Below are 23,201 nucleotides of genomic sequence, written 5' to 3' on the forward strand. Positions count from 1 at the left end.
TTATGTTTCTCTCAATGAGTTGCGTATATAGCACTGACGTCTTTGATTTGGGATATGACTTGAAAATTAAATTTTCTGGCATTTATTTATTGAGCTTTAAATCTAGTTTTTTTACCTAAAAAGCTAGATTTACATTGATGCCGTAAATTGCCAATATAAATCTTGTAACTAATAGTACTTTTGTCCCCAATGTGTTGCGAGTCGTAACCTGTTGGCTAGAAACAAGACACATAGACAAAGTTAGGGTAAACTCTAAATGGTCATTATTCAAAAAAATGGTTTATCTAGTAGAAAAGTATTTAGCGTAGTAAAACAATAAACGTTGTCTATTAATAACTCTTAATTTTTTATGAAACAATCAACAACTTATCAAACTAATTATCAAAAGTTGTTGCAACTCATGCAGCAAGCACAGATCTCCAATTTTTGTCAGTTAACAAAAATTTCTGGGGTTTCTCAATGGCAGTTAAATCGCCTCCTAGTTGGTTTGCTACCTAAAATATCTATTGAGAATCTGTTAAAGCTATCCAAAGTGTTAAAAGTCCCCATTGACCGGTTAATAAGTGAATTTGATGGAAATCAGTCTTTCTTGGAATCTTTAGAAGATTCTCCACTTGAAACCAAAGCTCTTCATCTATCAGACTTAGAGAAAGTTAAAGAAGAATATAAACAATTGCAACGACAATTAAATCAACACAAAGAAACGCTGGAAAGAGAATTTCAAAAATCTAGTTTAGAAGCTATAGAATCTTGGCTTTTACAATGGCCGACGGCAGCGATGGTTGCCCAAAAAAATCCTCAACTCTCTGCTGTAAAATTATTACCTTTAGTTAAGCCCATCATTGAGTTACTTAAAAAATGGAACGTTGAAACGATTGCAATAGCGGGAGAAAAAGTCCCCTATGATCCTTTATGTCATCAATTATTAGAAGGAAGTGGTGATGTTGAACCTGGAGAAACTGTCATTATTCGTTATATTGGCTATCGTCATGGGGAAAATATACTGTATAGGGCTAAAGTTACTCCAGTTAAGAAGGTAGCATCAAGTTAAACAGTATTAATGATTTAGCATTCTTGCAATAAAAAGTAATCAACATAGTTAATAGTTAATAGTTAATTGTTAATAGTTAATTGTTAATAGTTAATTGTTAATAGTTAATAGTTAATTGTATTTTAATAGAAGATATTTATGTCATACTTTCATAACATTTAAGCAAAAAATGCTGGTTACGTAACATTTGATACTAACTTTGGTGGGCAAATTTTTCTATCCTTATTGTTAAGAAGTAATGTGAGCATCATTGTGATCGCTCTCCTGAGTTAAACTAGTGATCTTAATCTATGGCTTCCCAAGCAATCCTCCGTCTCCTCGAACAATATCCGCAACTCAGACCGTTCATTGAAGAAGGTCGTTTTTTGATTGGTTATGCTAGTGGTAGTGCTAATGGGAAGCAAGTTCCTATTTTTCTTTTGCGCTCTCCTTGGACTCAGTTTTGTATTCAAGCAACAGCTTGTGATTTGCTGATTCCTGGGGCAGTTTTAGTCGTGACAGACGAGTCTCAGTGGAGTCCTGAAAGCAACTGGAAAGCTTATAATTTTACTATGGATAACTCATCCTTGAAGAGTTCTCGTAGACCCCCTAAACAAAGACGCAGTTCCTACTCTACTAAGACTGTTCCTCCTCTGGCAGCAATAGCCGCTGAGATAGCAACTGAAGAGAGAAAAGAATCTCCTGTTTTACATGTGTAGAAGGGCTTGGGGCGAATAATCGTAGAACCTTAACACTCGTCTAAGGCGCCCCTGCTCGTTCGTCTCGTATACTTCGTTTCTTAACAAATTCTGGGCAACTGTTCCCCGCTCAACATGTCAACAATACGACTAGCTCCAATCTTACTTTCTAAAGTCACTAAACCCATGCCTGTTCCTCTTCCTGTAACTTGACCAATAATGTGAGGGTTTTGCTGATGCAATCTCATGATTTCCATAGCAGTATTTACAGAATCTTGAGGAATGAACGCTACAAATCGACCTTCGTTAGCTACATAGAGAGGATCAAACCCTAGTATTTCACACGCCCCTTGAACATCCTCACGTACCGGAATAGCATTTTCTTGAATATTAAAAATAACCCCTGCACTCATTGCAATTTCATTCAGGGCACTGGACAGACCGCCGCGGGTAAGATCCCGTAGGCAATGAATACTTACGTTGGCCTCTAACATAGCTAAAACAACAGAATTTAGAGGAGCACAGTCACTTTCAATGGTTGTCTCAAATTCTAGTCCTTCTCGTACCGCCATAATGGAGATACCATGGCGGCCTAAATCTCCATTAATTAAGATAGCATCTCCCGGTTGAACACTTTGGGCTGTGATTATCTGGTCATGTTCGATTATGCCAACCCCTGCAGTATTGATAAATAATCCGTCTCCTTTCCCTCGATCAACTACTTTAGTATCTCCAGTGATAATCTGAACTTGAGCAGTTTGAGCCGAGTTTTGTAGAGACTGAACAACATTCCAAAGAATTTCCATCGGCAGTCCTTCTTCCAAAATAAATCCTACACTAAGATAAAGAGGACGTGCACCACTCATAGCTAAATCATTAACAGTTCCATTGATGGCCAAACTGCCAATATCTCCCCCAGGAAAAAATAGAGGATTAATAACGTAGGAGTCAGTGGTAAAAGCAATTTTATTAGTGTTTAAATTAAAAACAGCAGAATCATGTGGAAGAGTATTTTCAGCTGTCTTAAAAACTGGAAAAATCATCTTTTCGAGCAATTGCTGCATCAATTTCCCCCCTCCTCCATGAGCAAGTAATACTTGAGGATATTGATCTAAGGGGATTGGGCAAGTTAAGTTAAAATCAGTCATAAGTTTTTGAAAAATCGACAATTATCAATTAAGGAAAAGACAAAATATAACGTATTACGTTGTAAATTTACACTATTATCTAGAATAAACCAGAAAAATTAACTTTCAATTGATTAGTCTCTTTTAGACTGGCTGTGATAGCCTTGTAATGGATAGAGTCGTAATAAGAGTCCTACAAGTTATTAGCTACTAATTTATTAGATTCAGTCTAAGTATAGCACTATACAAAAGTAATAAAAAATTAATAAAATATTCGTTATTATTTACTATATATTTTATGGTTAATACCCATGTTAATAAATAATTTAAACAGGATAAAAATAACATAACAAGCAAAAATTAATTACCTACTTAAAATAGCTACAAATACTTTTAAAATAGCTAGTAAGCCATAATAATAAATTATATACAAACAATGTAAACATTATTGACAATAAAAGGCTCTAATAGTCGAATATGAATATTGAAATAAAATTAATGTACTAGACTGTTGCACAAAATCAAGGTGGTTAAAATTTGTAAAAATATTACTTTTAAAAGCTACCTATAAAAAGATATTTTTTCTATTAGCTATACTAGTAGTACTCATAGATAGCAAACCACAGTTTTTTGTTTTTCTCTAAACCCAGTACCTTTTTAAATTGTGCCGTAGTTGGATATCAATAAGTAGCATTGTATCAATGTACTTTTTAAGTAGAACATTAATCACTATGAACAAATTATATTGCTGTAAATCATTAAAAATAAAGTATCTTATAAAAGATATGATCCATGAATAGTTTTTTAAAATAAAAGTATTTAACTATGAATAAATAAATATCTTAAAAACTATTTCATAGAGGATGTATTAATCCCCATATTTGCTCATAGTACTACACTTTGTTCTCTCTAGTCTCATTGTTCCTTTTGGAAGAGTGTTCTCGACCACACCAAGTACACTACAATAAAAAAAGTTAATATTATCCGTTTAGTCTAAAGACCATGTCAGTATTGGCAGCGATTGCAGTTTTAGCTTTATTAATTGTCGTTCACGAATTAGGTCATTTTGCCGCCGCAAGATTTCAAGGAATCAAAGTTAACAGCTTTTCGATTGGTTTTGGCCCAAGTCTAATCAAGTATCAAGGGACTGAAACCGAATACGCTATTCGTGCTTTTCCTTTGGGAGGATATGTAGGATTTCCCGATGATGATCTAGATGGGGAGATCCTCTTAGATGATCCAGATTTACTTCGTAATCGTCCCGTATTTGAGCGAGCTATTGTCGTCAGTGCAGGGGTGATCGCTAACCTTGTTTTGGCTTATTTTCTTCTAGTAGCGCAAGTCGCTACTGTTGGTATCCAAGATATTCAACCTGGACTAGCTATTCCTACTATTGAACCAGCATCCTCGGCAATGGAAGCGGGAATAAAATCAGGAGACATTATCCTTGCAGTTAATAATACCCCCTTAGATAACTTCCCCGAAGCAACTGATTTCTTTATCGAAAAAATCCAAAACTCCCCTGATCAACCTCTTAATTTCACGGTCGAACGGAATGGCGATATTTTGTCTGTTACTATTACCCCAAAATCTAATGACCAAGGTCAAGGTAAAATAGGGGTAGGATTAGTTCCTAATATACACTTGAAAAAGTCTCAAGGACCTATTAATGCATTTGCTTACGGTGCAGATGCCTTTCAAGATTTAGTTACTCTAACCGCTAAAGGATTTTGGCAACTTGTGAGTAATTTTCAAGAAAATGCCAAACAGATAGCAGGTCCAGTCAAAATTGTAGAGTACGGTGCTAGTATTGCCCAAAACAATGTGGGAAATCTCTTCCAATTCGGTGCTCTAATTAGTGTTAATTTAGCTATTATCAATATTTTACCCCTACCTGCTCTTGATGGCGGACAATTACTACTTTTAATGGTGGAAGGACTACGAGGAAAACCCTTACCTAATAAATTGCAAGAATGGATCACACAAACAGGGTTAGTGTTACTCCTTAGTTTAGGGTTATTTCTTGTTGTTCGTGATACTGTTAACTTAGCCTTTTTCTAAAAGTTATTCTAACAAAAAATCATAATTTTTTAGATAGGAATATGAGTATTCAGTACAAAGGAATAAATAACAAACAGCGGGCATCAGTGCTATTAGATATTCTGAGACAGCTTTATCCTAATGCAGCTTGTAGCTTGGTTTATGGTTCCCCTGTGCAGCTCTTGGTCGCTACAATGTTGTCGGCACAATGTACTGATGAAAGAGTTAATAAAGTTACTCCCAATTTATTTTTAAAATTTCCTGATGCATTATCTTTAGCCCAAGCAAATAGAGAAGAATTAGAAGCATTGATCCGTCCCACGGGATTTTTTAGAAATAAAGCTAAAAATATTCAGAGTTCCTGTCAGAAAATAGTTAAAGAATTTGATGGAAAAGTTCCTCAAACAATGGAAAAGTTACTGAGCCTACCAGGAGTTGCTCGTAAAACTGCAAATGTGGTATTAGCACACGGGTTTGGCATTAATCAGGGAGTAACAGTAGACACTCATGTTAAGCGTTTAAGTAGACGTTTAGGACTAACGACAGAGACTAATCCTGTGAAAATAGAAAGAGATTTAATGAAGATATTACCTCAGTCTGATTGGGAAAACTTTTCGATTCGCATTATTTATCATGGTCGGGCTACTTGTAATGCTAGAAAACCAAATTGTTATAATTGCAAATTATCCCATTTATGTCCTTCTGTTGTAGATAGATAGACTGGAGCATGCCATAAATCAATGCCCAATTTTCAAAAATATTGTAGTAAATGATTATTATTTTAGTTTTGCTGTAAATGGTCTAAATCAATCAAAAGGATAACGAATTATTGCCAACCATTACAAATACAAGAAAAGTTCTTCTCTCAAAGATATTGATCATTTCATAGGTAAATGAAGTAAGTAATTATTTAGGTAGCTAAAAGTTACCGTTCTACATCATTTGTTAGGTAATTAAGCCGATTATAGTTTTTACCGTTTATAAATACTACTTATTGAGACTTTACTTATCCAGTGTTTAGGGGTAACATGGGAGATTGTATATTTTAAGGCGTCAAGTAAACGGTAGCGTTGTCGGAGGAGTAAATTTGTGACTCAGCGTACCCTAGGGGGAACCAATCGAAAGCAAAAGAGAAAATCAGGCTTTCGTGTACGGATGCGAACTCAAAACGGTCGTAATGTGATTCAATCTAGAAGAAAAAAAGGACGATATCGATTATCTGTTTAACCCTTGTCACTTTAATACAAAAAAGTGTTCGGCGTTTAATTTTAATTAAACGTCATTGGTTTTTGTGTAAGTCAGTTTTAACCAGATAACATAGTGGGATTACCTAAAGTCCATCGGCTAAAGAAAACCAAAGACTTTCAAGCTGTTTATAAACGGGGCCAATATTATAAAAGTTCTCATTTTTTGATGCGGGTGCTATCAGGAGATCATCAAACTAAGAATCCGTTCCCAACTCAGTTTGGCATTTCTATTAGCCAAAAAATCAGTAAAAAAGCGGTAGTTCGCAACCGTCTAAAACGACAGATTAAAGCAGCAATTCGCTCTTTACTTCCTATGATTATCCCCGGGTTAAAAGTAGTGATTACGGTGCTGCATAATCGAAACGAGTGCAATTATGAACATTTTTTGCGAGAATTAAAGCAGTTGTTAGTGAAGTCTAATATCTTCTATGGACATACGAAAGAATGCTTTTGATAAAAAAAGTCCTTATATTCGGAACTCAATCTTTGGTGTCTTATATAGGATTTACAATTATTTGCCTAACTTTAACAGTTGGGGCTGTGATTGGGGAAGTTTGATTGAGTTACTACATGACAAATTATCAGATTTTGGTCAAAGAAGGTTGGATAAGATACAGTTACACCGACATTCTTGTTACACAAGGTCGTCTGAAGTTGGAGGTAGTTCTTTACTCCCATTAGGTTTATGATTATATGTCATGACATAAGACACAACCCCTTGTTAAAGCAATTATCTGCAGATAGATTTTAAAACTAAACTAGGTCAGAGGACCCTTGACCTCTTCCTTTATTACCAATATTCGGTAAAGTAAACTACAGATCACCCTACAGCGAGACCGCTTGGATTAAGACGAATGGACTTTGGTGTCGGATTTATTTCCACAAACATTATGCTGCCAATCCTAGATTTCTTCTACGGGATTGTGCCTAGCTACGGTTTTGCGATTATTGCCTTAACCCTAGTAATTCGCTTTGGACTGTACCCTTTGAGTGCGGGGCAAATTCGCAATATGCGAAAAATGAAGATTACTCAGCCCCTAATGAAAGAGCGACAAGAAGAAATTCAGCGACGCTATAAAGACGATCCTGCGAGACAACAGGAAGAAATGGGGAAGGTGATGCAGGAGTTTGGTAATCCTTTAGCGGGTTGTTTACCTCTGTTGCTCCAAATGCCTATTCTCTTTGCTTTATTTGCTACTTTACGGGGCTCGCCCTTTGCCGATATTAACTATACAGTTGATCTTCAAATTCTCCCTAGCGAAACAATTGAACGTGTTGTACCTCAACCTTTTACGACGAAACCTAGTAATATCTATATTAGCGATGGTCTTCATTACCCGATTACGGCCTTATTACCTGGAGGTACTAAATTAGCAGTTGGGGAAAAAACCAAGGTTCAATTTCAAACGACTGAAGGTCAGTCTCTCATAAAATTAGTTGCTGAAACCCCTGAAAGTAGCATTGAACCGACTTTTGAAGTTACAAAAGGCTCAGAACGAGTTGAAATAAACGAGGACGGAACTATAGAGGCCTTGGCTCCTGGGGAGGTAACTATAAAAGCTACTATTCCAGGAATTGCTGCTAAAACCGGTTTCTTGTTTATTGAAGCATTGGGAAGAGTTGGTGTTATGGGGGATGATGGAACTATCAACTTGGATATCCTAGCCATGGTTTTATTCTTTGGTGTTAGTATTTATCTAAATCAAGAATTATCGGGTTCTTCCGGCGGAGGGGCACAACAGCAACAGGCAGTCAATAAAATTACCCCCGTAATTTTTAGTGGAATGTTTCTCTTTTTTCCTCTCCCGGCAGGGGTGTTAATGTATATTGTTGTGGCTAATGTTTTTCAGACCCTACAAACAGTTATTTTGATGCGAGAACCCCTACCAGAAAACCTACAAAAGTTGGTTGCAGAGCAAGAAAAGGCCGAAAAAATCCAAGAAGCTCTCCCTTTTGAGAAAAAAAAATCTAAAAAGAAAACGTCTTAATTTGCTAGTTAACGATAGGTTACAAGTTGTCAAGATGGAGCGAAAAGTCCACTCAGGTAAGATTTGGCTCGAAACCTTATTGATGTTAATGGGGTTGGAAGCACAAGTTAAAATTCAAGATCAGAACAGTCATTCTGATGATTCCTCCGAATCCTGGCTGACGATTGATAAAACTCAGCTGACCCCCCAGCAAACTGATATCCTTTTAAGGGAACAAGGGGCGGGAATAGATGCGATTCAATATTTAGCCAACATCTTCATTAATTTGAGTGTGGAACTAGGAGAACGACAGAGATACACGGTTGAACTCGATGGCTATCGTCTCAAGCGTCAGGAGGAACTTGCAGCCTGGGTACATAGAGTTATTCAGCAAGTACGGCGGACGAAAGAGGAGGTAGAAATGCCTCCTCTCTCATCAGCAGAACGTCGTCAAATTCACAATTTGTTGAAGGATATGGAAGATATGGAAACAGAAAGTCGTGGACAAGAACCTGATAGAAGATTAGTGATCAAACCTCGATAAGCTGTTCTTTAGTTAAAGTAATAATTCTTATAGATTCATTAGTCCGCAAAAGCGGACTTTGTTTTTTAACATATTTGTCTGCTGCTATATTTTCTATTTTCAATTGTCAATCTTCCCTAGACTTACTCCTCCATCGAAAATTGTTAATTTTGTCTCTAACAATAAGCTGAAGCTTTTTTAACCTTAAATCTAAAGAAAATCCTCGATAGGTTTGTACCACAATAGTACCGGCAATACGATCATGAAATGCTTGATTTAAATTCTGATCTCCAAGAGCTATTCCACAGTCCACTAATAAAGGCATTATTAATAACAACATTGATAAACCGTTGTGAAAACTCATCTTTAGTCCAATTGTTGCCAATAACGCTACAAGGACTATAATACCTTCTCGTTTGGCTAATTTAACTAGCCCTGGAATTTTACTAAACTGGACATCAATCACTTTTATATCAAACGCCCAACTTCCTAAACTTTGTCCCTGATTTTTTTCTGTTAAAATAACCCGTGATGTTAGCCAACAAATAACAAAAATAAGTCCTTGTAAAATACCTCTGAAAAATGAGCTGATAAACCAGATGCTCATAAAGTCTAAGACAAAAGCATAAGTCCTACGATCAAGAGGAACTTTAGGAAATCTTCGATAGATAGCTGATTCATGATCAGAATACATGATCTAAAATTAGTCAAAAATTAACGTCTAATTAATAAAAACAGAATTAAAGGCTTTAACTTTTAAATCTATTCCTGTGATGGCTGTCCCTACAACAACACTATGAGCTCCATATTCTAAAGCTTGTTTCGCGTCTTGAGGATTGCTGATTCCTCCTTCACAAATGATAGGAATATCTAATTGCCTAATCATTTCTTGTAGTAAAGAATATCCAGGAGGGAAGAAATTTTCTGTCTCTTTAGTATATCCATAAAGTGTAGTGCCTATATAGTCTGCCCCAGCTTGACTAGAGGCGAGTGCATTTTCTATTGTGTCTACGTCAGCCATCACCAATGTTCCTAATTCTTGATGAATTTGCTGAATTAAATTCATCATGCTTTCCCCTTGGGGACGGTTTCGGCTAGTTGCGTCAATAGCAATAATATCAGCCCCTGCATTAGCAATTTCTGCCGCGTCAGAAAAACAAGGGGTGATGTAAACATCATACCCTTGATAATAGCGTTTCCACAAACCAATAATGGGGATATTGGGCAATAGTTTTCGAACGGCTTTAATATGAGATGGAGTATCAACCCTAATACCTTTTGCTCCTTGATTGATCGAAGCCTTAGCTATGGCTGCTATAATTTCCGGGTTATGTAGGGGAGAATCTATAGGAGACTGACAGGAGACAATAAGACTAGATTGCGGAATTTTCATAGTTTGTATTAGTGTAATTATCTTTAGACTTATCTCAGTTAGCACACTTAATTATTTCTACTTTAATCAGGTTTTTTATCATGTAAAAATAGCTTATCTTTAATAACTAGTTTACAAAAAATCAATAGATAATTCATGATTGAATGGCAAAAAATAAGATTAATTAGTAATACTTAACTAATTTATAAATAAGAAAAAATACTATATTTTTTATATGTTTTCTTAACAAATCAAAATAGTTACCAGATAATTGTAAAGTATCTTAGAGAAGAAGATCAATTTATATTGATTCATCTTCCTCATTATCCTCAGTAGACATCAAAGCATTAATTCTTTTTAATAAAAGATTAGGTTGAATAGGTTTTAAGAGATAATCATCAATTCCCCTTTGAGAAATATCTGTCCAATCTGTTGAGGATATTTGATGGCTCAATAATAATACTTTGATGGATTTAGTATTGGATAACTGTTTCAAAGTATCGCTAATTTGATAGGCATCGGTCAAATCTTGATCTAAAATAACAGCCGTTGGCTCCAAAAGCTCAATAGTCTTAACTGCAGTAGCACTGTCAATCAACCAAATAAATTGATAATTAGCTGCCGTTAATAATTCTCCTACCAACGTGGCAATTTCTTCATTGCTTTCAATCAAAACAATACTTCTATTACCTTTAAAAAATAATTGGTCACGCTTCAAATTTCCAGATGATTTAAGTTGGGGTTGATTAGGTAGCCTAACTGTGAAGATTGATCCTTTTTCTAGGATAGATTCTACCTCAATTGTTCCCCCATGAAGTTCGACTAATTGTTTAGTCAAGGCTAAACCTAGTCCAGTTCCTCCATAAGTGCGCTGTCGAGATGTTTCCAACTGTTGAAATGATTCGAACAGAAGAGTAATCTTATTTTCAGCAATTCCAATTCCCGTATCTTCAACTTGAAAAATTCCTTGATTTCCCTCTCGCCAAATCCTTAAGGTAACCGTTCCTCCTTCTGCTGTAAACTTTAATGCATTGTTTAACAAATGGTAGAGAATCTGTCGTAGTCTTTCAGGATCAGCAAAAAATTTATTTTCTTTTTGTCCTTCTATTTTAAATTCTAATATTAATTTAATAGTCCTTTGATTAGCTTCTTTTCTAAATTCTTGATATACGATTTGAGCTACGTTTTCTAAATCGAATTCTTGGATAGATAAAACATATTTACTAGCTTCTAGCTTAGAAAATTCTAGTATTTCGTTAATTATTCCTAGCAAATGTTTTCCACTGTCTTGAATGGTCTGAAGGTATTGTCTCTGTTTGTTTAAAGGGAACGATTTATTTTCTCCTGACCAATGCAATAATGTTCCTGACAATCCAATAATGCATGTTAAGGGAGTCCGTAATTCATGGCTCATATTTCCTAAAAATTCACTTTTAGAGTGGTTTGCTGCTTGGGAGGCTAATAAAGCATCTCGAAGTTCTTTTGTCCTTTCAATAACTCGCTGTTCAAAAGTCTTCTTTTGTTCTTGAACTTGGCTATATAATTGAGCTTGATAAATAGCAATAGCTAAATACTCTCCAATTTGTTCCAAAAAGTTTTTTTCACTATCAAACCACTTCCTTTTTTCAAAACATTGATGAGTAATTAGTAATCCCCAAAGTGTTTCTTCAACAATAATAGGGGCAATTAATTCAGACTTTATCCAATATTTTTCAAAAAATTTTGTTAAGCAAAATGATGAATTGCATGTTTGTTCTGTATCTTCTATCGCTAGAATAGAGTCTCGACGAGATTTTTCCTGATAACCAAGAATGTAGAAAAAACAATTATCTTCAGCAGTAACATTTAAAAGAGAGGGAATCTTAGGAGAAAGTTTAGATTCATAGGTGACACATCCCCAATTTTGATTAGATTTAATATCTGACAAATGATCGTATTTGCCATAACCAAATTTATAAATAATTGAACGATCAACTTGAAGAAAACTTCTGAGTTCTCTAACCGCTGTTTCCAGAATACTGGATAAGTCCAAATTTTGATTGATTTGAGTAATAATTTGATTTAAAAATTTTTTCTGAGCGATTTGCTGCCGTATAGTATCTTCCAGCTTATAAGATCCAGGATATAGATTATTTTCTTGAGAATCACTGATAGAATCTGGGGACAAAATATTGAATAATTGAGTGATGAAAATTTTTTCTATGAAACTTGATGAAATCTGTTGACTCAAAGGAAATTGAGTTAGGAGTTCCCATAAAATAAATGAGGGGGCGATATTTTGTTTGAGATTGTTAATAAACTCTGCAATTATTTGTTTATCCCAAATGATACTTGCCTTATAACGTAAGGTGCTGGTATCAAAGGTTCCTCGCAATAAAAGATTCAATTCAGAAGATAGTAATAAAGAAAAATGTTCTTTAGCTAAACTACTGTCAGGATTAAGAATTTCTGCTAGGATCATCTCCTGTGTAATTAATGTTCCATTTATTTCCTCCATTTTTGCAAGTTGTCGCCAGAGAGAACCTAGTTCCTCGAACACTCTAACGGATAGGGTTCGGCGTAACATGGAGTCTTGAGAACAAGTCATTAATCTTGGAGACAGTTAGAGACAACGTAGGTAAAACCCTTGATCTAGGATCTACCTAATTCCCTATGCCATACCTGAAACCTAATAATTTTTAAAGATAAGGAGTTTCAATGCATCGAATTGCTGCTACACCAGGGGGCTGGAATCCTAATAACGAAGGTGTGATCTTTATTGAACAAAACCCAGCTCCAATTATTTTTCTTAGTGCAGCCGATACAGACATTCAAACCTTAGCCTGTGCTATTCAGCATTTACCAACTAATTTTCCCGCAGTACGGGCTGTTAACCTTCTACAGTTACAACAACAACTAAGCATTGATAACTATGCTGACACTATATTATCTCAAGCTGAAGTTATTGTTGTACGACTGTTAGGTGGTCGCTCCTATTGGTCTTATGGATTAGAAGTTGTTAAAGAAATAGCGATTTCTCTAAAAATCCGCCTTTTCATTCTACCAGGTGACGATCACCCTGATCTCGATTTAATGAGTCATTCTACAGTTTCTTTAAGTCAAAGTAATCAATTATGGGGATATTTAACTGAAGGAGGCATAGAAAATTGGGTAAATGCTTTAAAATTCATCTGTGATATTTTTCAAAAAACATCCTATCACCCTCCTTCCCCCCAACCAGTCCCTAAGTTCGGTTTATACCCTTGGCCGTTTTCAGATAAAACTTCTCTTGATTCTTATCCTAATGTTGCCTTGTTTTTTTATCGTTCTAATTATTTGGCGGGCAATTTACTGGTTATTGATAATCTTTGTCAATTTTTAGTAGAGAGAGGTTTAAATCCTTGGCCAATTTTCATTTCCTCTTTACGAGATGTGGAGGTTCAAGGAAAACTAATTAACTTTTTTAAACAATTTGAAAACAACCCAATTCAGTTAATTCTGAATACTACCAGCTTCTCTTTAGCTAAAATCAACTCTGACGTAGGAAATATTGATAATTTAAATCTCTGGAAAAATTTAAATCTTCCTGTCTTACAGGTGATTTTAAGTGGGGGGACTTTTGAACAGTGGCAATCGAGTTATCAAGGACTAAACCCCCGCGACGTTGCGATGAATGTTGCTCTTCCTGAAGTGGATGGTAGAATCATAACCCGTGCAGTTTCTTTCAAATCGGTTCAAGCCTGGAATAAAGACTTAGAAACCAATGTTGTGGTTTATCAACCTGTCAGTGATCGTGTTGATTTTGTTGCTGACTTAACTCAGAATTGGGTTCGATTAAAAACCACTCCTGTCGCTGAAAGAAAAATTGCCTTAATTCTCGCTAATTATCCCAACAAAGATGGTAGGATTGCCAACGGGGTGGGGTTAGATACCCCGGCAAGTTGCATTGAAACTTTGAAAGCATTAAAAAAATCTGGATATCAGATTACAGATATACCAGAGACAGGGGATGAATTAATTGAATGGTTAACTACTGGAATTACTAACGATCCTGAGGGAAAAGCCTTAAGGCCTATTTATCAATCTCTTTCTCAAGCAGACTACTATGCTTATTTTCAAACCCTGCCCCATTCGATTCAAACTCAAATCGAACATCGTTGGAAAACTCTTTATCAATCACAATCTGTCCTATCCTTTCATATTTCTGGTATTCAATTAGGCAATATTTTTGTTGGCATTCAACCTTCGAGAGGATACGATTTAGACCCCAGTTTAAATTACCATGCTCCCGACTTAGAACCTACACCTCATTATTTAGCCTATTATCATTGGTTAAGACATCATTTTAATGCCTCAGCCGTTATTCATTTTGGCAAACATGGTAATCTAGAATGGCTGCCCGGAAAGAGTCTAGCTCTTTCTGCTAATTGCTATCCTGAAATAACGCTAGGAACGCTCCCTAACTTTTATCCATTTATCGTTAATGATCCAGGAGAAGGCTCTCAGGCAAAACGTCGTTCCCAGGCTGTTATTTTAGATCATTTAACCCCCCCCTTAACACGTGCTGAACTCTATGGAGACTTAGAAAAACTTGAAACCTTAATTGATGAATATTATGAAGCTCAAACCCTCGATCCATCTCGCCTAAAAATTATTAGCGATCGCATCACTCAACTAATTAACGAAACTAACCTCAATCGAGATCTAGGCATTGAGTTAACCACCAACAATTTAAACCAATTTCTAACACTTGCTGATGGCTATTTATGTGAACTAAAGGAAGCCCAGATTAGAGACGGTCTACACATTTTTGGGAAATGTCCCCAACGCCCTCAACTCAAAGAGTTAGCTTTAGCCATTGCCCGTTTTCCTAATCTTGATCGTTTAGGATTAACTACTGCAATCGCTCAGGATTTAGAGCTCAATTTCTCCCCCCTAACTACTCCCCCCGTAACCCCATTTCATCCTCCATCTTTTTCTTCTTCTGCACCTCCGCATCTGTGCCTGCAACTAAAACAATGTCGTACTACTGGACAAGCGACAGAGGTTATAGAAGCCTACGCGAGTGAAATCATTGAATCTCTTATTTGTACTCCACAAACGTCTATTTCTTATTCCCTTAACACGACAAAAACCGAACTTCAATGGATACAAACCTATCTTCTGCCATCTCTTTACCAAACTCCTCAAGAAATTACTAATCTCCTTAAAGGACTTAATGGCGAATACGTTCCTAGTGGAGCTGCTGGCGCGCCTACCAGAGGACGACCAGACGTTCTCCCCACCGGTCGTAACTTCTACTCGGTCGATATCCGTGCTATTCCTACTGAAACTGCTTACAATGTAGGGAAAAAAGCTGCAGAAACAGTAATTGAGCGATATACTCAAGAAAATGGAAAATATCCTCAGAATTTAGCAATTTCTATCTGGGGAACTTCCACTATGCGAACTGGAGGAGATGATGTAGCGCAAGTGTTTGCTTTGTTAGGCGTTCAACCAATTTGGGATGGGTTATCTCGTCGGGTTGTAGGATATGAAATCGTCAGTCCATCAGTGTTAAGACGACCACGTGTTGATGTAACAATTCGGGTATCGGGCTTTTTTAGAGATAGTTTTCCAAACTTGCTACAATTAATGTACAGTGCGATAGAAGATGTATCAAAATTAAAAGAAGAAAAAGAAATCAATCCATTAGCTTCTCAAGTTAAAGAAGATACAGTTTTTTGGGAGAATAAGGGGTTTACAAAGGATAGGGCCAGACTCAAAGCTCAATATCGAATATTTAGCTCAAAGCCTGGAGCATATGGGGCCGGGTTACAAGGATTAATCGAAGCTCAAAATTGGGAAAACGATGCAGATTTAGCGAAAGCATATTTGAATTGGAGTTGCTATGGTTATGATAAGAATGGTATCGGTCATGGGGTTCCAGAGGTATTTGAAAAACGCTTAAAACAGTTGCAGATTGTCTTACATAATCAAGATAATCGGGAACATGATTTATTAGACTCTGATGATTACTATCAATTTCAAGGGGGATTAACTGTTACTGTCAGATCATTAACTAATAAAAATCCTGAAATGTACTTTGGAGACAATTCTATCCCATCTAATCCTAGAGTTAGGTCATTAAAAGAAGAAATAGCTAGAGTTTACCGTTCCCGTGTTATTAATCCTAAATGGATTACTGGCGTGATGCGTCATGGTTATAAAGGAGCATTTGAAATGGCAGCGACAGTTGACTATTTATTTGCTTATGATGCTACGACTAGGTGTGTGGAAGATTTTATGTATGAAGGGATTGCCCAAGCTTATCTATTAAATGAGACGGTTCAACAGTTTATTTATCAAAAAAATCCTTGGGTTTTAAGGGATATGGCTGAAAGATTGCTAGAAGCAAATTTACGGGGATTATGGCAGACAGTTGAAATAGAAACTTTAAAAAAATTACGAGATCTTGTCCATTATGCAGAAGGAGCAATTGAACAAATCTAAAAACAATTACAATTTTAAAAATTTTCTCAACTCTTAGGCTTAAATCTAGGACATTATCCTTAATGATCACAACCTTACAAACCAGTCAGTTCATTTTGATAGTTTATAGGAGAGCAATAATCATGAAATCGTTTTCTCGTTAGTGTTCTGAATCTATTGCTCAAAAATAAATAACATTCAACTAGATATTAAACAGCAAGAATTAAGTCACTATAATGATAGTGTTGGTAATAAATAATCTTTAAGGAATCCTCAATGATTGGACTCAAACAAGTTGAAGCTATGATTAAAAGGCGACTTCCCGATGCTCAAGTAGTAGTTAAAGATATAAAAGGGGGAGGTGATCATTTAGAGGCCTTGGTTGTTTCGGCTGAATTTGAAGGAAAAACCAGAGTCAGACAACATCAATTAGTATACAGTGCCCTCCAAGAGGCCTTAGACTCAGAGGCTATTCACGCCTTAGCTTTAAGAACTTATACCCCTCAAACTTGGGAAATGACACAGTCAGCTCTCTAACTTAGAGTCTAAGGCGTGAATAAACAATAATTAGGGTTAACTTTCATTAATTCATCTCATCATTGATTGATTTATCATATATACCCTCACCATCAAATTTTGTTATTTATTTTTGGAGCGTTTATGACACCAGAACTTAAGAATCGTATTGATCAGTTAGTCAACAACCACAAAATCTTAGTTTTTATGAAGGGAGCTAAGTTGATGCCTCAGTGTGGATTTTCTAACAATGTTGTTCAAATTCTCAATACCTTAGGAGTTTCTTATGAGACGGTTGATGTTTTAGCAGACCATGACATTCGCCAAGGAATTAAAGAGTACTCCAATTGGCCGACTATTCCTCAAGTTTATATCAATGGGGAATTTATTGGTGGTTGTGATATTTTAATTGAAATGTATCAGAATGGTGAGTTGCAACGAATGGTTGAACTGGCCTTATCTTCTTAAATTACACTAAAGGGGGAAGAGGCTATTATAAATTTTTCTTTCCCCTTAGTTTTTGATTTGTAGCATTAATAGTAACCAGGTTTGGTTTGCAGTGAAGCCTCAAAGTTAGAAGGATCACGTAGAAAACGCCACGCTTCTTCTTCCAAACGGTACACTAAGTGAGCTTCGAGTCCATTGGAATGACGGAGACAGGCTAAATATCCGTCCATATAAGATTGTATTTCGTCAAAGCTGCGGCCTCGATGCCACAATTCTGTCATACTGTCAGTTAGCTTTTGATAAAAACGAATCGTTTGAGTGTCTTGAAGCATAAAGAAACAACATAAAGAGAGTTTATAGAAATTTAGAAAATACCGGAGAAAGAACCATCAGCATGTTATTAAGAACCTTCTTCGATTTATCGTTGATTCTATTGTAACTGCTTTGTTTTTTAAACTTTGTTATTAATTAAATATATGTTCCGAAACAAAAAAACACCTTGGACAATTCTTAAGATTTTCTTAAGACAGAATAAAAATGTCGTAGCAAATGTTACATATTCTTGACATTAGCTCTGTTAGCCTAATGGTGTTTATTTTATAGGTAACCAAAACTAAGGTGAGTCTGATTTATATTGCTATCGTTGAGGGAAATCCTCATCTGAGATCACTTTTGGGTTGGCACTTGCAGCAAGCGGGTTACATGCCTAAGCAATGCGCAAATCTCCAACAATCTCGTAATGCTTTTGCTCATCGCTTGCCGTCCTTAGTTATTCTTGACTCCGATTTGCCTGATGGAAATGGACTGGAATTATGTCAATGGTTACATAATCAGCGACAGTCTCTTGTTTTGATTCTATCTGCTCGTACTAGTGAAAAGGATATTGTTAAAGGACTTAACTCTGGAGCCGATGATTACCTGACCAAGCCTTTTGGTATGCAAGAATTTATGGCACGGGTTGAAGCTTTAATGAGGCGTTTGAGGGTGGCTTCTGCTCCTTTGTATCTCGACTATGGGGATTTAAAAATTGATTTAGTTCAGCGTCGAGTCCAGTACCGAGGAGATTTTGTTGACCTAACTCCGCAGGAATTCAGTCTATTATATGTTCTAGCTCAGGCAGAAGGAAATCCTTTAAGTCGTTCAGAACTGCTGCAACGAGCTTGGCCTGAAGCTATTGATAACCCGAGAACAATTGATACTCATGTTCTTTCTCTAAGAAAGAAAATTGAAACCGACCCTCGACAACCCAGTTTGATTCAAACAGTTCGTAACGTCGGCTATCGATTTAATCTGGAGATACTTTACGATACCCCATTAATGTCACCTGTAGAAACACCAATTAACACGCAAGTGAATCTCCATAGTCATAGCCTTACAAATTCTAATTAAGCTAATCCTCACTTACCCAATAAATCTTTTAACAAAATAAGGCAGAAGACAAACTTTTTTCTTTAACTTTTCTTGTAGACTAACACTTCATTACAAGTAATCACTGACTTATACTGATTTGCCGGACAACGGTTAAAGCTGAATAGCTAACTCCTGCGGTTCCTTCCCCTGGATGAGTAGAATCTCCCACTAACCAAAGATTCTTCAATGGAGTTCGGGTGGCGATGCCAAAAGGACCAAAGGTAGAAACACGTTGACCAATCCCCCCAACAATACCTTTATCTCTAGCGGTAAATCGAGCAAATGTGTAAGGCGTTGCGGCTTCTTGGTAAATAAGAGTATCTGAAGTAAGATGAAAATAGGAACTTAAACGGGCAATCGCGTCTGAAGTGTATTTTTGTTTTAAAGCCTGATAGGCTTCCGGGGCTTGATGGAACCAAATTTGGGGATCAGTAAAGGACGAAGCAATGATAGTAGCTTTTCCCTTAGGGGCGCGCCCATCCCCTGGTTCACTGACCGAAATAAACAAAGAGTTATTTTCACTAATGGGTTGATTATTCTCATAAAGAAATTGTAAATGGGGGGGGCAGCCATCTGGAATAGCCTGACGATCAACCCCTAAATAAACTACAAATGCCCCTGATGATCTAGGTAGTTTATCCACACGGTTGCGATAAAGTCCCCAAAAGAGGGACGGGGGGGGATCTAATAATTTAATTAGGTTTTGAATCGTAACATTAGCAACGAAATGATCAGCAGTTTCTATCGAAGTTTCTCTTGTTTTCTGATGTCGGATAGTGACCTGTTCAACGCGATTATTCTGAGAATGAATGTTTTCGATACTGTAACCAAGTTTCAGTTTTCCTCCATATTTTTCCAATGCTTCTACTAGACAATTGCTTAACACTTGCATGCTGCCATGAAGATGATACAAACCTTGTGGCGCTTGAGAAACCGCTAAGACAGTAGCTGCATATAACAAAGCAGTTTCATCAGCGTTAACCTGGGAGTAAAGTTTTAATTGTAAGTCTAGAAAGCTCTTAAGACGTTGATCATTGCCTAACCCATACAACCGTAAAGCGTCCCCCACTGTCATTAAAGCGAAGGGAACAGTGATAAGAGTGTCTAACCGCAGTGCAGAAATTAACTGCCAGAAATCCCAAATGTTGCGGGGAGGTAACACTGGCTCCCGTCCTTGAAAGTTCCAACTAGCACGAAATAATTCAGCCATTAATTGCCAAAAAGGTTCACTCCCTGGAAATTGTCTTTGTCTTTCTAATTGCCATCTCTTGGAATCTCGCCATACTTGAATTGGCTCAGTTTCATGCGGTAAAAACACAGCACAAGCCGGATCGCACGGAGTAGCGGTAGGGAGATTTATACCCAATTCAGCAAAAACTCGTTGATGAACACCTCCAGGTTCTAACCCTGCTACTTGAGTTGCCCCCACATCAAAGCTAAATCCCTGTCGTTTAAAAGTGGATGCGCACCCTCCAGGAACCCTTGCCTGTTCATAAATAGTGACATCATAACCCCGACGGGCTAGCAGTGCCCCTGCAGTTAATCCTCCAATTCCGGCACCAATAACAATAATGGAGTGTGGCATGGTTGCTGAATTTACATTTTTTAATACTATTTCTTAATTATTGTAGCGTCTTCATCCCATCAGCAACTACAATGAGTTGAAATGTTGAATTCGTTTTAGGTCTTTGTCCAAAGTACTCCACACATTGGAACCTCTTTTATCTGTTTGGTATCCTCTAAGCTTAATTATGATTTATTTAGGAGCTATAATCAGTCTAGCTGAAGGAATAAATCATTTAACAAACTATGATGCGGAGTTTACTCGCAAAATCGTTCATATCAGTTCTGGTAATATAATTTTAATAGCTTGGTGGTTTAAGCTACCGACATGGGTATTGTTAAGTGCCTCATTGATTGCTAGTTTTATCGCGTTGATTTCCTATTTTTTTCCTATTCTTCCTAGCATTAATAGTGTGAGACGTAAAAGTTTGGGAACTTTCTTTTACGCTGTAAGTATCGGCATTTTAACCCATTGGTTTTGGACTATAAATAAACCTCAATACACTACTATTGGCATTTTAATAATGGCCTGGGGGGATGGAATGGCGGCAGTTATTGGAACAAGATTTGGTAGACATTCTTATCAAATTTTTGGTACAAAAAAAAGTTTGGAAGGTTCAATAACGGTAATGTGCATAAGCTTTTTAATTACCAGTGTTATTTTATTTATTACAGGTGAGTCTATTAACTTAATCCTGATAACTTCTGTACTAGTCTCTAGTATAGCGGCAGGATTAGAAGTATTTTCTAAATGGGGAATCGATAACTTAACAGTTCCTTTAGGTAGTGCCATTGTTACTTTTTATTTAACGTGAGTTCTAGTCTGAATTACGATATAAAAAATTAGATAACTATTCTAAATAATTAACGTCAAAAATCAAGACTACAATAGTTGTAAAAAATAGTAGTAGGCGACTAATTGCTTGTGCAGATAACAAGTTGCCTATGGTTAAAAGTATTTGGCATAAAATTCAATTAATGTTAAGCAGATTTTGTATAAATTTAAGACTTAGTAAGTTTTGTTAACCACTTGTTTGCTTTCTATATAAAAAACTAACGCTTCTGTTCAAAAATAGAGGCTTGCTTTTATGGTAGAAGTAATATAAATCGTAATACCGACAGATAAAGAACTCACTAATGATAATAATCGCGGTAATAGAAGAGACTTAAAATAATTTATTTTAGATGTGTGAGCTGATGCTCAGGGTATATCTAAATATAGAAGAAAAATGTTTATTGCTTAAAAGGTCAACTATAATTTTAATGAGGTGGGTTAGGAATAATTTTTGTGGAAATTAATACTTTTATCCGCACCATAACCCATCCTACCTAGATTAGCTTTAATATGCTAAATTAACTGTTTAACTAAGGCTTTCCCTACGATTTCAGCTTCTTTTTCTGTCATTCCTGATGTTAACGGGGGACAAATATGTTTAGGACACCAATATTCAGCGTTAGGAAAACTCTGTCCGCTACATATTCCTTGAAAAACTGGTTGTAGATGACAGGGAATTTCGTAAACGGTTCCCCCTAAAAATATATTTTCTTCAGCCAATGCAGCTTTAATATTCTGGGCTGTTTTTCCATCAGGAACATGAACAATTAATTTATATTGACTTGCATTATCCATGTGATCTGTAGACACAAATTTGAGTCCCGCTTCTCGTAAAGGGGCAGTAATTAACTGATAGGACTTTTGCCGTCTAGCTAACATTTGTGGTAACCTAGCTAGGTGAATTAGACCTAAAACAGCGTTAATTTCTGTCATACGGGTACTATTGCCAAAATCTGTATGTAATCCTCCAAAGTCCATCCCCCGTTTCCCCTGATTTCGTAGTGATCGTGCAATATAATTTTCTTTCTCGTCATTGAGGGTAATCATTCCGCCTTCAAAGGTTGTCATTACTTTCGTAGGAAAAAACGAAAATGCCGCACCATCTCCTAAATTTCCTGCCTTTATTCCATTAATTTGACTTCCATGAGCGTGAGCTGTATCTTCAAGTACAAAAAGCCCATTTTGATGACAATATTCGATAATAGAAGGAAACTCTGGAGAAATAACTCCACCAATATGCACCCAAAGTATCCCAGAAATTTTAGGAGTTGTCACTTTACTCACAGCTTTTTGTACCATTTTTAGAGATGGGGAAAAGGTTCTCTCGTCCATATCAAGGTATTGAACCTGCCCCCCTATACGAAGAACAGCAGCGATAGTAGCGAAATTAGTATTGGTGGGGACTAATACGGTCGTGTTCTCAGCTTTTTTAAGGCGTAGGAGGATTTCTAATCCTGAAGAACCACTATTAACAGCGATCGCATATTTTGTTCCTATATATTCAGCAAAGGCTTTTTCAAATTCTAAGGTATTCTCCCCTAAGATTAGTTTGCCAGATTTAAGAATTATTTTGGCTTGTTCAGCAAAGAACTCAATTTCCTCTTCTGTAATATCGAAATAAAAAGGCTTAATGGGTTGTTTTGTCATGTTAATAGTAGAAATCACACTAATTCAGTTGATTTTAAACCTAAACTTAAGGATTGGAAACGAAGTATACGGGAAAATAAAGAAGAGTTTTAACTTCTCAAAAGACTCCATTATATCTTCTATCTCTAACTAAAGATAGAAGATATAATGGAAGAAGACAATTAAGCTGTAAGACTAAAACTTTCAGTGTCATAAAAAATTTTTTATGGAGTTATTAAAATTTAGCCAAAATAGAATTTTATAAAAAATCAACTAATGAATTATTAAACTAAACTTGGAAGGACTAGGATTTTACGTTAAATCTATCGTTTGACTTTTTTCCAAATTAT

20 protein-coding genes are annotated in these 23,201 nt (G+C 36.3%); 13 read left to right on the plus strand and 7 right to left on the minus strand.

Annotated elements, in window-relative coordinates; genetic code table 11:
- Positions 1 to 349 precede the first annotated feature (349 nt).
- Positions 350 to 1,051, plus strand: a complete 702-nt coding sequence (locus tag OXU93_RS01590) for a helix-turn-helix domain-containing protein (RefSeq protein WP_267384086.1) — start codon at positions 350 to 352, stop codon at positions 1,049 to 1,051.
- A 290-nt stretch (positions 1,052 to 1,341) separates the two neighbouring features.
- Positions 1,342 to 1,749, plus strand: a complete 408-nt coding sequence (locus OXU93_RS01595) for a hypothetical protein (RefSeq protein WP_267384087.1) — start codon at positions 1,342 to 1,344, stop codon at positions 1,747 to 1,749.
- Between the two features lie 80 nt (positions 1,750 to 1,829).
- Here the strand turns inward: OXU93_RS01595 and hypE are convergent, their stop codons facing one another.
- Positions 1,830 to 2,876, minus strand: coding sequence for a hydrogenase expression/formation protein HypE (gene hypE / locus OXU93_RS01600; RefSeq protein WP_267384088.1), 1,047 nt, complete (start codon positions 2,874 to 2,876; stop codon positions 1,830 to 1,832).
- Positions 2,877 to 3,857: 981 nt separating this feature from the next.
- Between hypE and rseP the strand changes: the two genes are divergently transcribed.
- From rseP to OXU93_RS01630, 6 genes are all read left to right on the plus strand, one after another.
- Positions 3,858 to 4,916 carry an RIP metalloprotease RseP gene (gene rseP, locus OXU93_RS01605; protein ID WP_267384089.1) on the plus strand — a complete coding sequence of 353 codons (1,059 nt, stop codon included), beginning with the start codon at positions 3,858 to 3,860 and terminating at the stop codon, positions 4,914 to 4,916.
- 41 nt (positions 4,917 to 4,957) lie between these two features.
- On the plus strand, positions 4,958 to 5,614 hold the full coding sequence (gene nth / locus OXU93_RS01610) for an endonuclease III (RefSeq protein WP_267384090.1): 657 nt from the start codon (positions 4,958 to 4,960) through the stop codon (positions 5,612 to 5,614).
- 370 nt (positions 5,615 to 5,984) lie between these two features.
- A complete protein-coding gene (gene rpmH, locus OXU93_RS01615) occupies positions 5,985 to 6,122 on the plus strand; it encodes a 50S ribosomal protein L34 (protein ID WP_267384091.1) in 138 nt (45 codons plus the stop codon).
- 93 nt (positions 6,123 to 6,215) lie between these two features.
- Positions 6,216 to 6,596 (plus strand): ribonuclease P protein component, encoded by a 381-nt coding sequence (rnpA, locus tag OXU93_RS01620; RefSeq protein ID WP_267384092.1) that lies wholly within the window; start codon positions 6,216 to 6,218, stop codon positions 6,594 to 6,596.
- Between the two features lie 400 nt (positions 6,597 to 6,996).
- Positions 6,997 to 8,130: a membrane protein insertase YidC gene (yidC, locus tag OXU93_RS01625; protein WP_267384093.1), complete on the plus strand. Its 1,134-nt coding sequence runs from the start codon at positions 6,997 to 6,999 to the stop codon at positions 8,128 to 8,130.
- Between the two features lie 34 nt (positions 8,131 to 8,164).
- Entirely contained in the window at positions 8,165 to 8,653 is a 489-nt protein-coding gene (locus OXU93_RS01630) for a protein jag (protein WP_267384094.1), read from the plus strand.
- Between the two features lie 106 nt (positions 8,654 to 8,759).
- Here the strand turns inward: OXU93_RS01630 and OXU93_RS01635 are convergent, their stop codons facing one another.
- The 3 genes from OXU93_RS01635 to OXU93_RS01645 all read right to left on the minus strand — a co-directional run bounded on the left by OXU93_RS01635 (position 8,760) and on the right by OXU93_RS01645 (position 12,591).
- A complete protein-coding gene (locus OXU93_RS01635) occupies positions 8,760 to 9,326 on the minus strand; it encodes an RDD family protein (RefSeq protein WP_267384095.1) in 567 nt (188 codons plus the stop codon).
- Positions 9,327 to 9,353: 27 nt separating this feature from the next.
- Positions 9,354 to 10,025 (minus strand): N-acetylmannosamine-6-phosphate 2-epimerase, encoded by a 672-nt coding sequence (locus tag OXU93_RS01640; RefSeq protein WP_267384097.1) that lies wholly within the window; start codon positions 10,023 to 10,025, stop codon positions 9,354 to 9,356.
- Between the two features lie 280 nt (positions 10,026 to 10,305).
- Complete coding sequence (locus tag OXU93_RS01645) at positions 10,306 to 12,591, minus strand: ATP-binding protein (protein ID WP_267384099.1); 2,286 nt, start codon at positions 12,589 to 12,591, stop codon at positions 10,306 to 10,308.
- Positions 12,592 to 12,701: 110 nt separating this feature from the next.
- On the opposite strand from OXU93_RS01645, the gene cobN reads away from it, so the two are divergent.
- The 3 genes from cobN to grxD all read left to right on the plus strand — a co-directional run bounded on the left by cobN (position 12,702) and on the right by grxD (position 17,438).
- Entirely contained in the window at positions 12,702 to 16,475 is a 3,774-nt protein-coding gene (gene cobN, locus OXU93_RS01650; protein ID WP_267384100.1) for a cobaltochelatase subunit CobN, read from the plus strand.
- A gap of 255 nt (positions 16,476 to 16,730) precedes the next feature.
- Entirely contained in the window at positions 16,731 to 16,991 is a 261-nt protein-coding gene (locus tag OXU93_RS01655) for a BolA family protein (protein ID WP_267384101.1), read from the plus strand.
- A gap of 123 nt (positions 16,992 to 17,114) precedes the next feature.
- Positions 17,115 to 17,438 carry a Grx4 family monothiol glutaredoxin gene (gene grxD, locus OXU93_RS01660; RefSeq protein WP_267384102.1) on the plus strand — a complete coding sequence of 108 codons (324 nt, stop codon included), beginning with the start codon at positions 17,115 to 17,117 and terminating at the stop codon, positions 17,436 to 17,438.
- Positions 17,439 to 17,503: 65 nt separating this feature from the next.
- Here grxD and OXU93_RS01665 read toward each other — a convergent pair whose 3' ends face one another.
- A complete protein-coding gene (locus tag OXU93_RS01665; RefSeq protein ID WP_267384106.1) occupies positions 17,504 to 17,749 on the minus strand; it encodes a DUF6761 family protein in 246 nt (81 codons plus the stop codon).
- Positions 17,750 to 18,035: 286 nt separating this feature from the next.
- Here OXU93_RS01665 and OXU93_RS01670 point away from each other — a divergent pair, with 286 nt between their 5' ends.
- Complete coding sequence (locus OXU93_RS01670) at positions 18,036 to 18,806, plus strand: response regulator transcription factor (protein WP_267384107.1); 771 nt, start codon at positions 18,036 to 18,038, stop codon at positions 18,804 to 18,806.
- A gap of 100 nt (positions 18,807 to 18,906) precedes the next feature.
- On the opposite strand, the gene crtD is transcribed toward OXU93_RS01670, so the two are convergent.
- Positions 18,907 to 20,412, minus strand: coding sequence for a C-3',4' desaturase CrtD (crtD, locus tag OXU93_RS01675; protein ID WP_267384108.1), 1,506 nt, complete (start codon positions 20,410 to 20,412; stop codon positions 18,907 to 18,909).
- Between the two features lie 124 nt (positions 20,413 to 20,536).
- Between crtD and OXU93_RS01680 the strand changes: the two genes are divergently transcribed.
- Positions 20,537 to 21,205, plus strand: coding sequence for a diacylglycerol/polyprenol kinase family protein (locus OXU93_RS01680; protein WP_267384739.1), 669 nt, complete (start codon positions 20,537 to 20,539; stop codon positions 21,203 to 21,205).
- A 533-nt stretch (positions 21,206 to 21,738) separates the two neighbouring features.
- Here the strand turns inward: OXU93_RS01680 and OXU93_RS01685 are convergent.
- The gene (locus OXU93_RS01685) at positions 21,739 to 22,872 is read right to left on the minus strand and encodes a DegT/DnrJ/EryC1/StrS family aminotransferase (protein WP_267384109.1); all 1,134 of its coding nucleotides are present in this window, start codon (positions 22,870 to 22,872) and stop codon (positions 21,739 to 21,741) included.
- Positions 22,873 to 23,201 lie beyond the last annotated feature (329 nt).

The organism is Cyanobacterium sp. uoEpiScrs1 (assembly GCF_947331815.1).
Taxonomy (GTDB): domain Bacteria; phylum Cyanobacteriota; class Cyanobacteriia; order Cyanobacteriales; family Microcystaceae; genus Rippkaea.

What these genes read in the sequence shown, in the direction of transcription:
- OXU93_RS01630 (WP_267384094.1), top strand. Translation starts at nt 8,165, where the DNA reads ATGGAGCGAAAAGTCCACTCAGGTAAGATTTGGCTCGAAACCTTATTG.
- hypE (WP_267384088.1), bottom strand. Translation starts at nt 2,876, where the DNA reads ATGACTGATTTTAACTTAACTTGCCCAATCCCCTTAGATCAATATCCT.
- nth (WP_267384090.1), top strand. Translation starts at nt 4,958, where the DNA reads ATGAGTATTCAGTACAAAGGAATAAATAACAAACAGCGGGCATCAGTG.
- OXU93_RS01655 (WP_267384101.1), top strand. Translation starts at nt 16,731, where the DNA reads ATGATTGGACTCAAACAAGTTGAAGCTATGATTAAAAGGCGACTTCCC.
- yidC (WP_267384093.1), top strand. Translation starts at nt 6,997, where the DNA reads ATGGACTTTGGTGTCGGATTTATTTCCACAAACATTATGCTGCCAATC.
- OXU93_RS01595 (WP_267384087.1), top strand. Translation starts at nt 1,342, where the DNA reads ATGGCTTCCCAAGCAATCCTCCGTCTCCTCGAACAATATCCGCAACTC.
- OXU93_RS01590 (WP_267384086.1), top strand. Translation starts at nt 350, where the DNA reads ATGAAACAATCAACAACTTATCAAACTAATTATCAAAAGTTGTTGCAA.
- OXU93_RS01635 (WP_267384095.1), bottom strand. Translation starts at nt 9,326, where the DNA reads ATGTATTCTGATCATGAATCAGCTATCTATCGAAGATTTCCTAAAGTT.
- OXU93_RS01645 (WP_267384099.1), bottom strand. Translation starts at nt 12,591, where the DNA reads ATGACTTGTTCTCAAGACTCCATGTTACGCCGAACCCTATCCGTTAGA.
- OXU93_RS01640 (WP_267384097.1), bottom strand. Translation starts at nt 10,025, where the DNA reads ATGAAAATTCCGCAATCTAGTCTTATTGTCTCCTGTCAGTCTCCTATA.
- crtD (WP_267384108.1), bottom strand. Translation starts at nt 20,412, where the DNA reads ATGCCACACTCCATTATTGTTATTGGTGCCGGAATTGGAGGATTAACT.
- rseP (WP_267384089.1), top strand. Translation starts at nt 3,858, where the DNA reads ATGTCAGTATTGGCAGCGATTGCAGTTTTAGCTTTATTAATTGTCGTT.
- cobN (WP_267384100.1), top strand. Translation starts at nt 12,702, where the DNA reads ATGCATCGAATTGCTGCTACACCAGGGGGCTGGAATCCTAATAACGAA.
- OXU93_RS01665 (WP_267384106.1), bottom strand. Translation starts at nt 17,749, where the DNA reads ATGCTTCAAGACACTCAAACGATTCGTTTTTATCAAAAGCTAACTGAC.
- grxD (WP_267384102.1), top strand. Translation starts at nt 17,115, where the DNA reads ATGACACCAGAACTTAAGAATCGTATTGATCAGTTAGTCAACAACCAC.
- OXU93_RS01685 (WP_267384109.1), bottom strand. Translation starts at nt 22,872, where the DNA reads ATGACAAAACAACCCATTAAGCCTTTTTATTTCGATATTACAGAAGAG.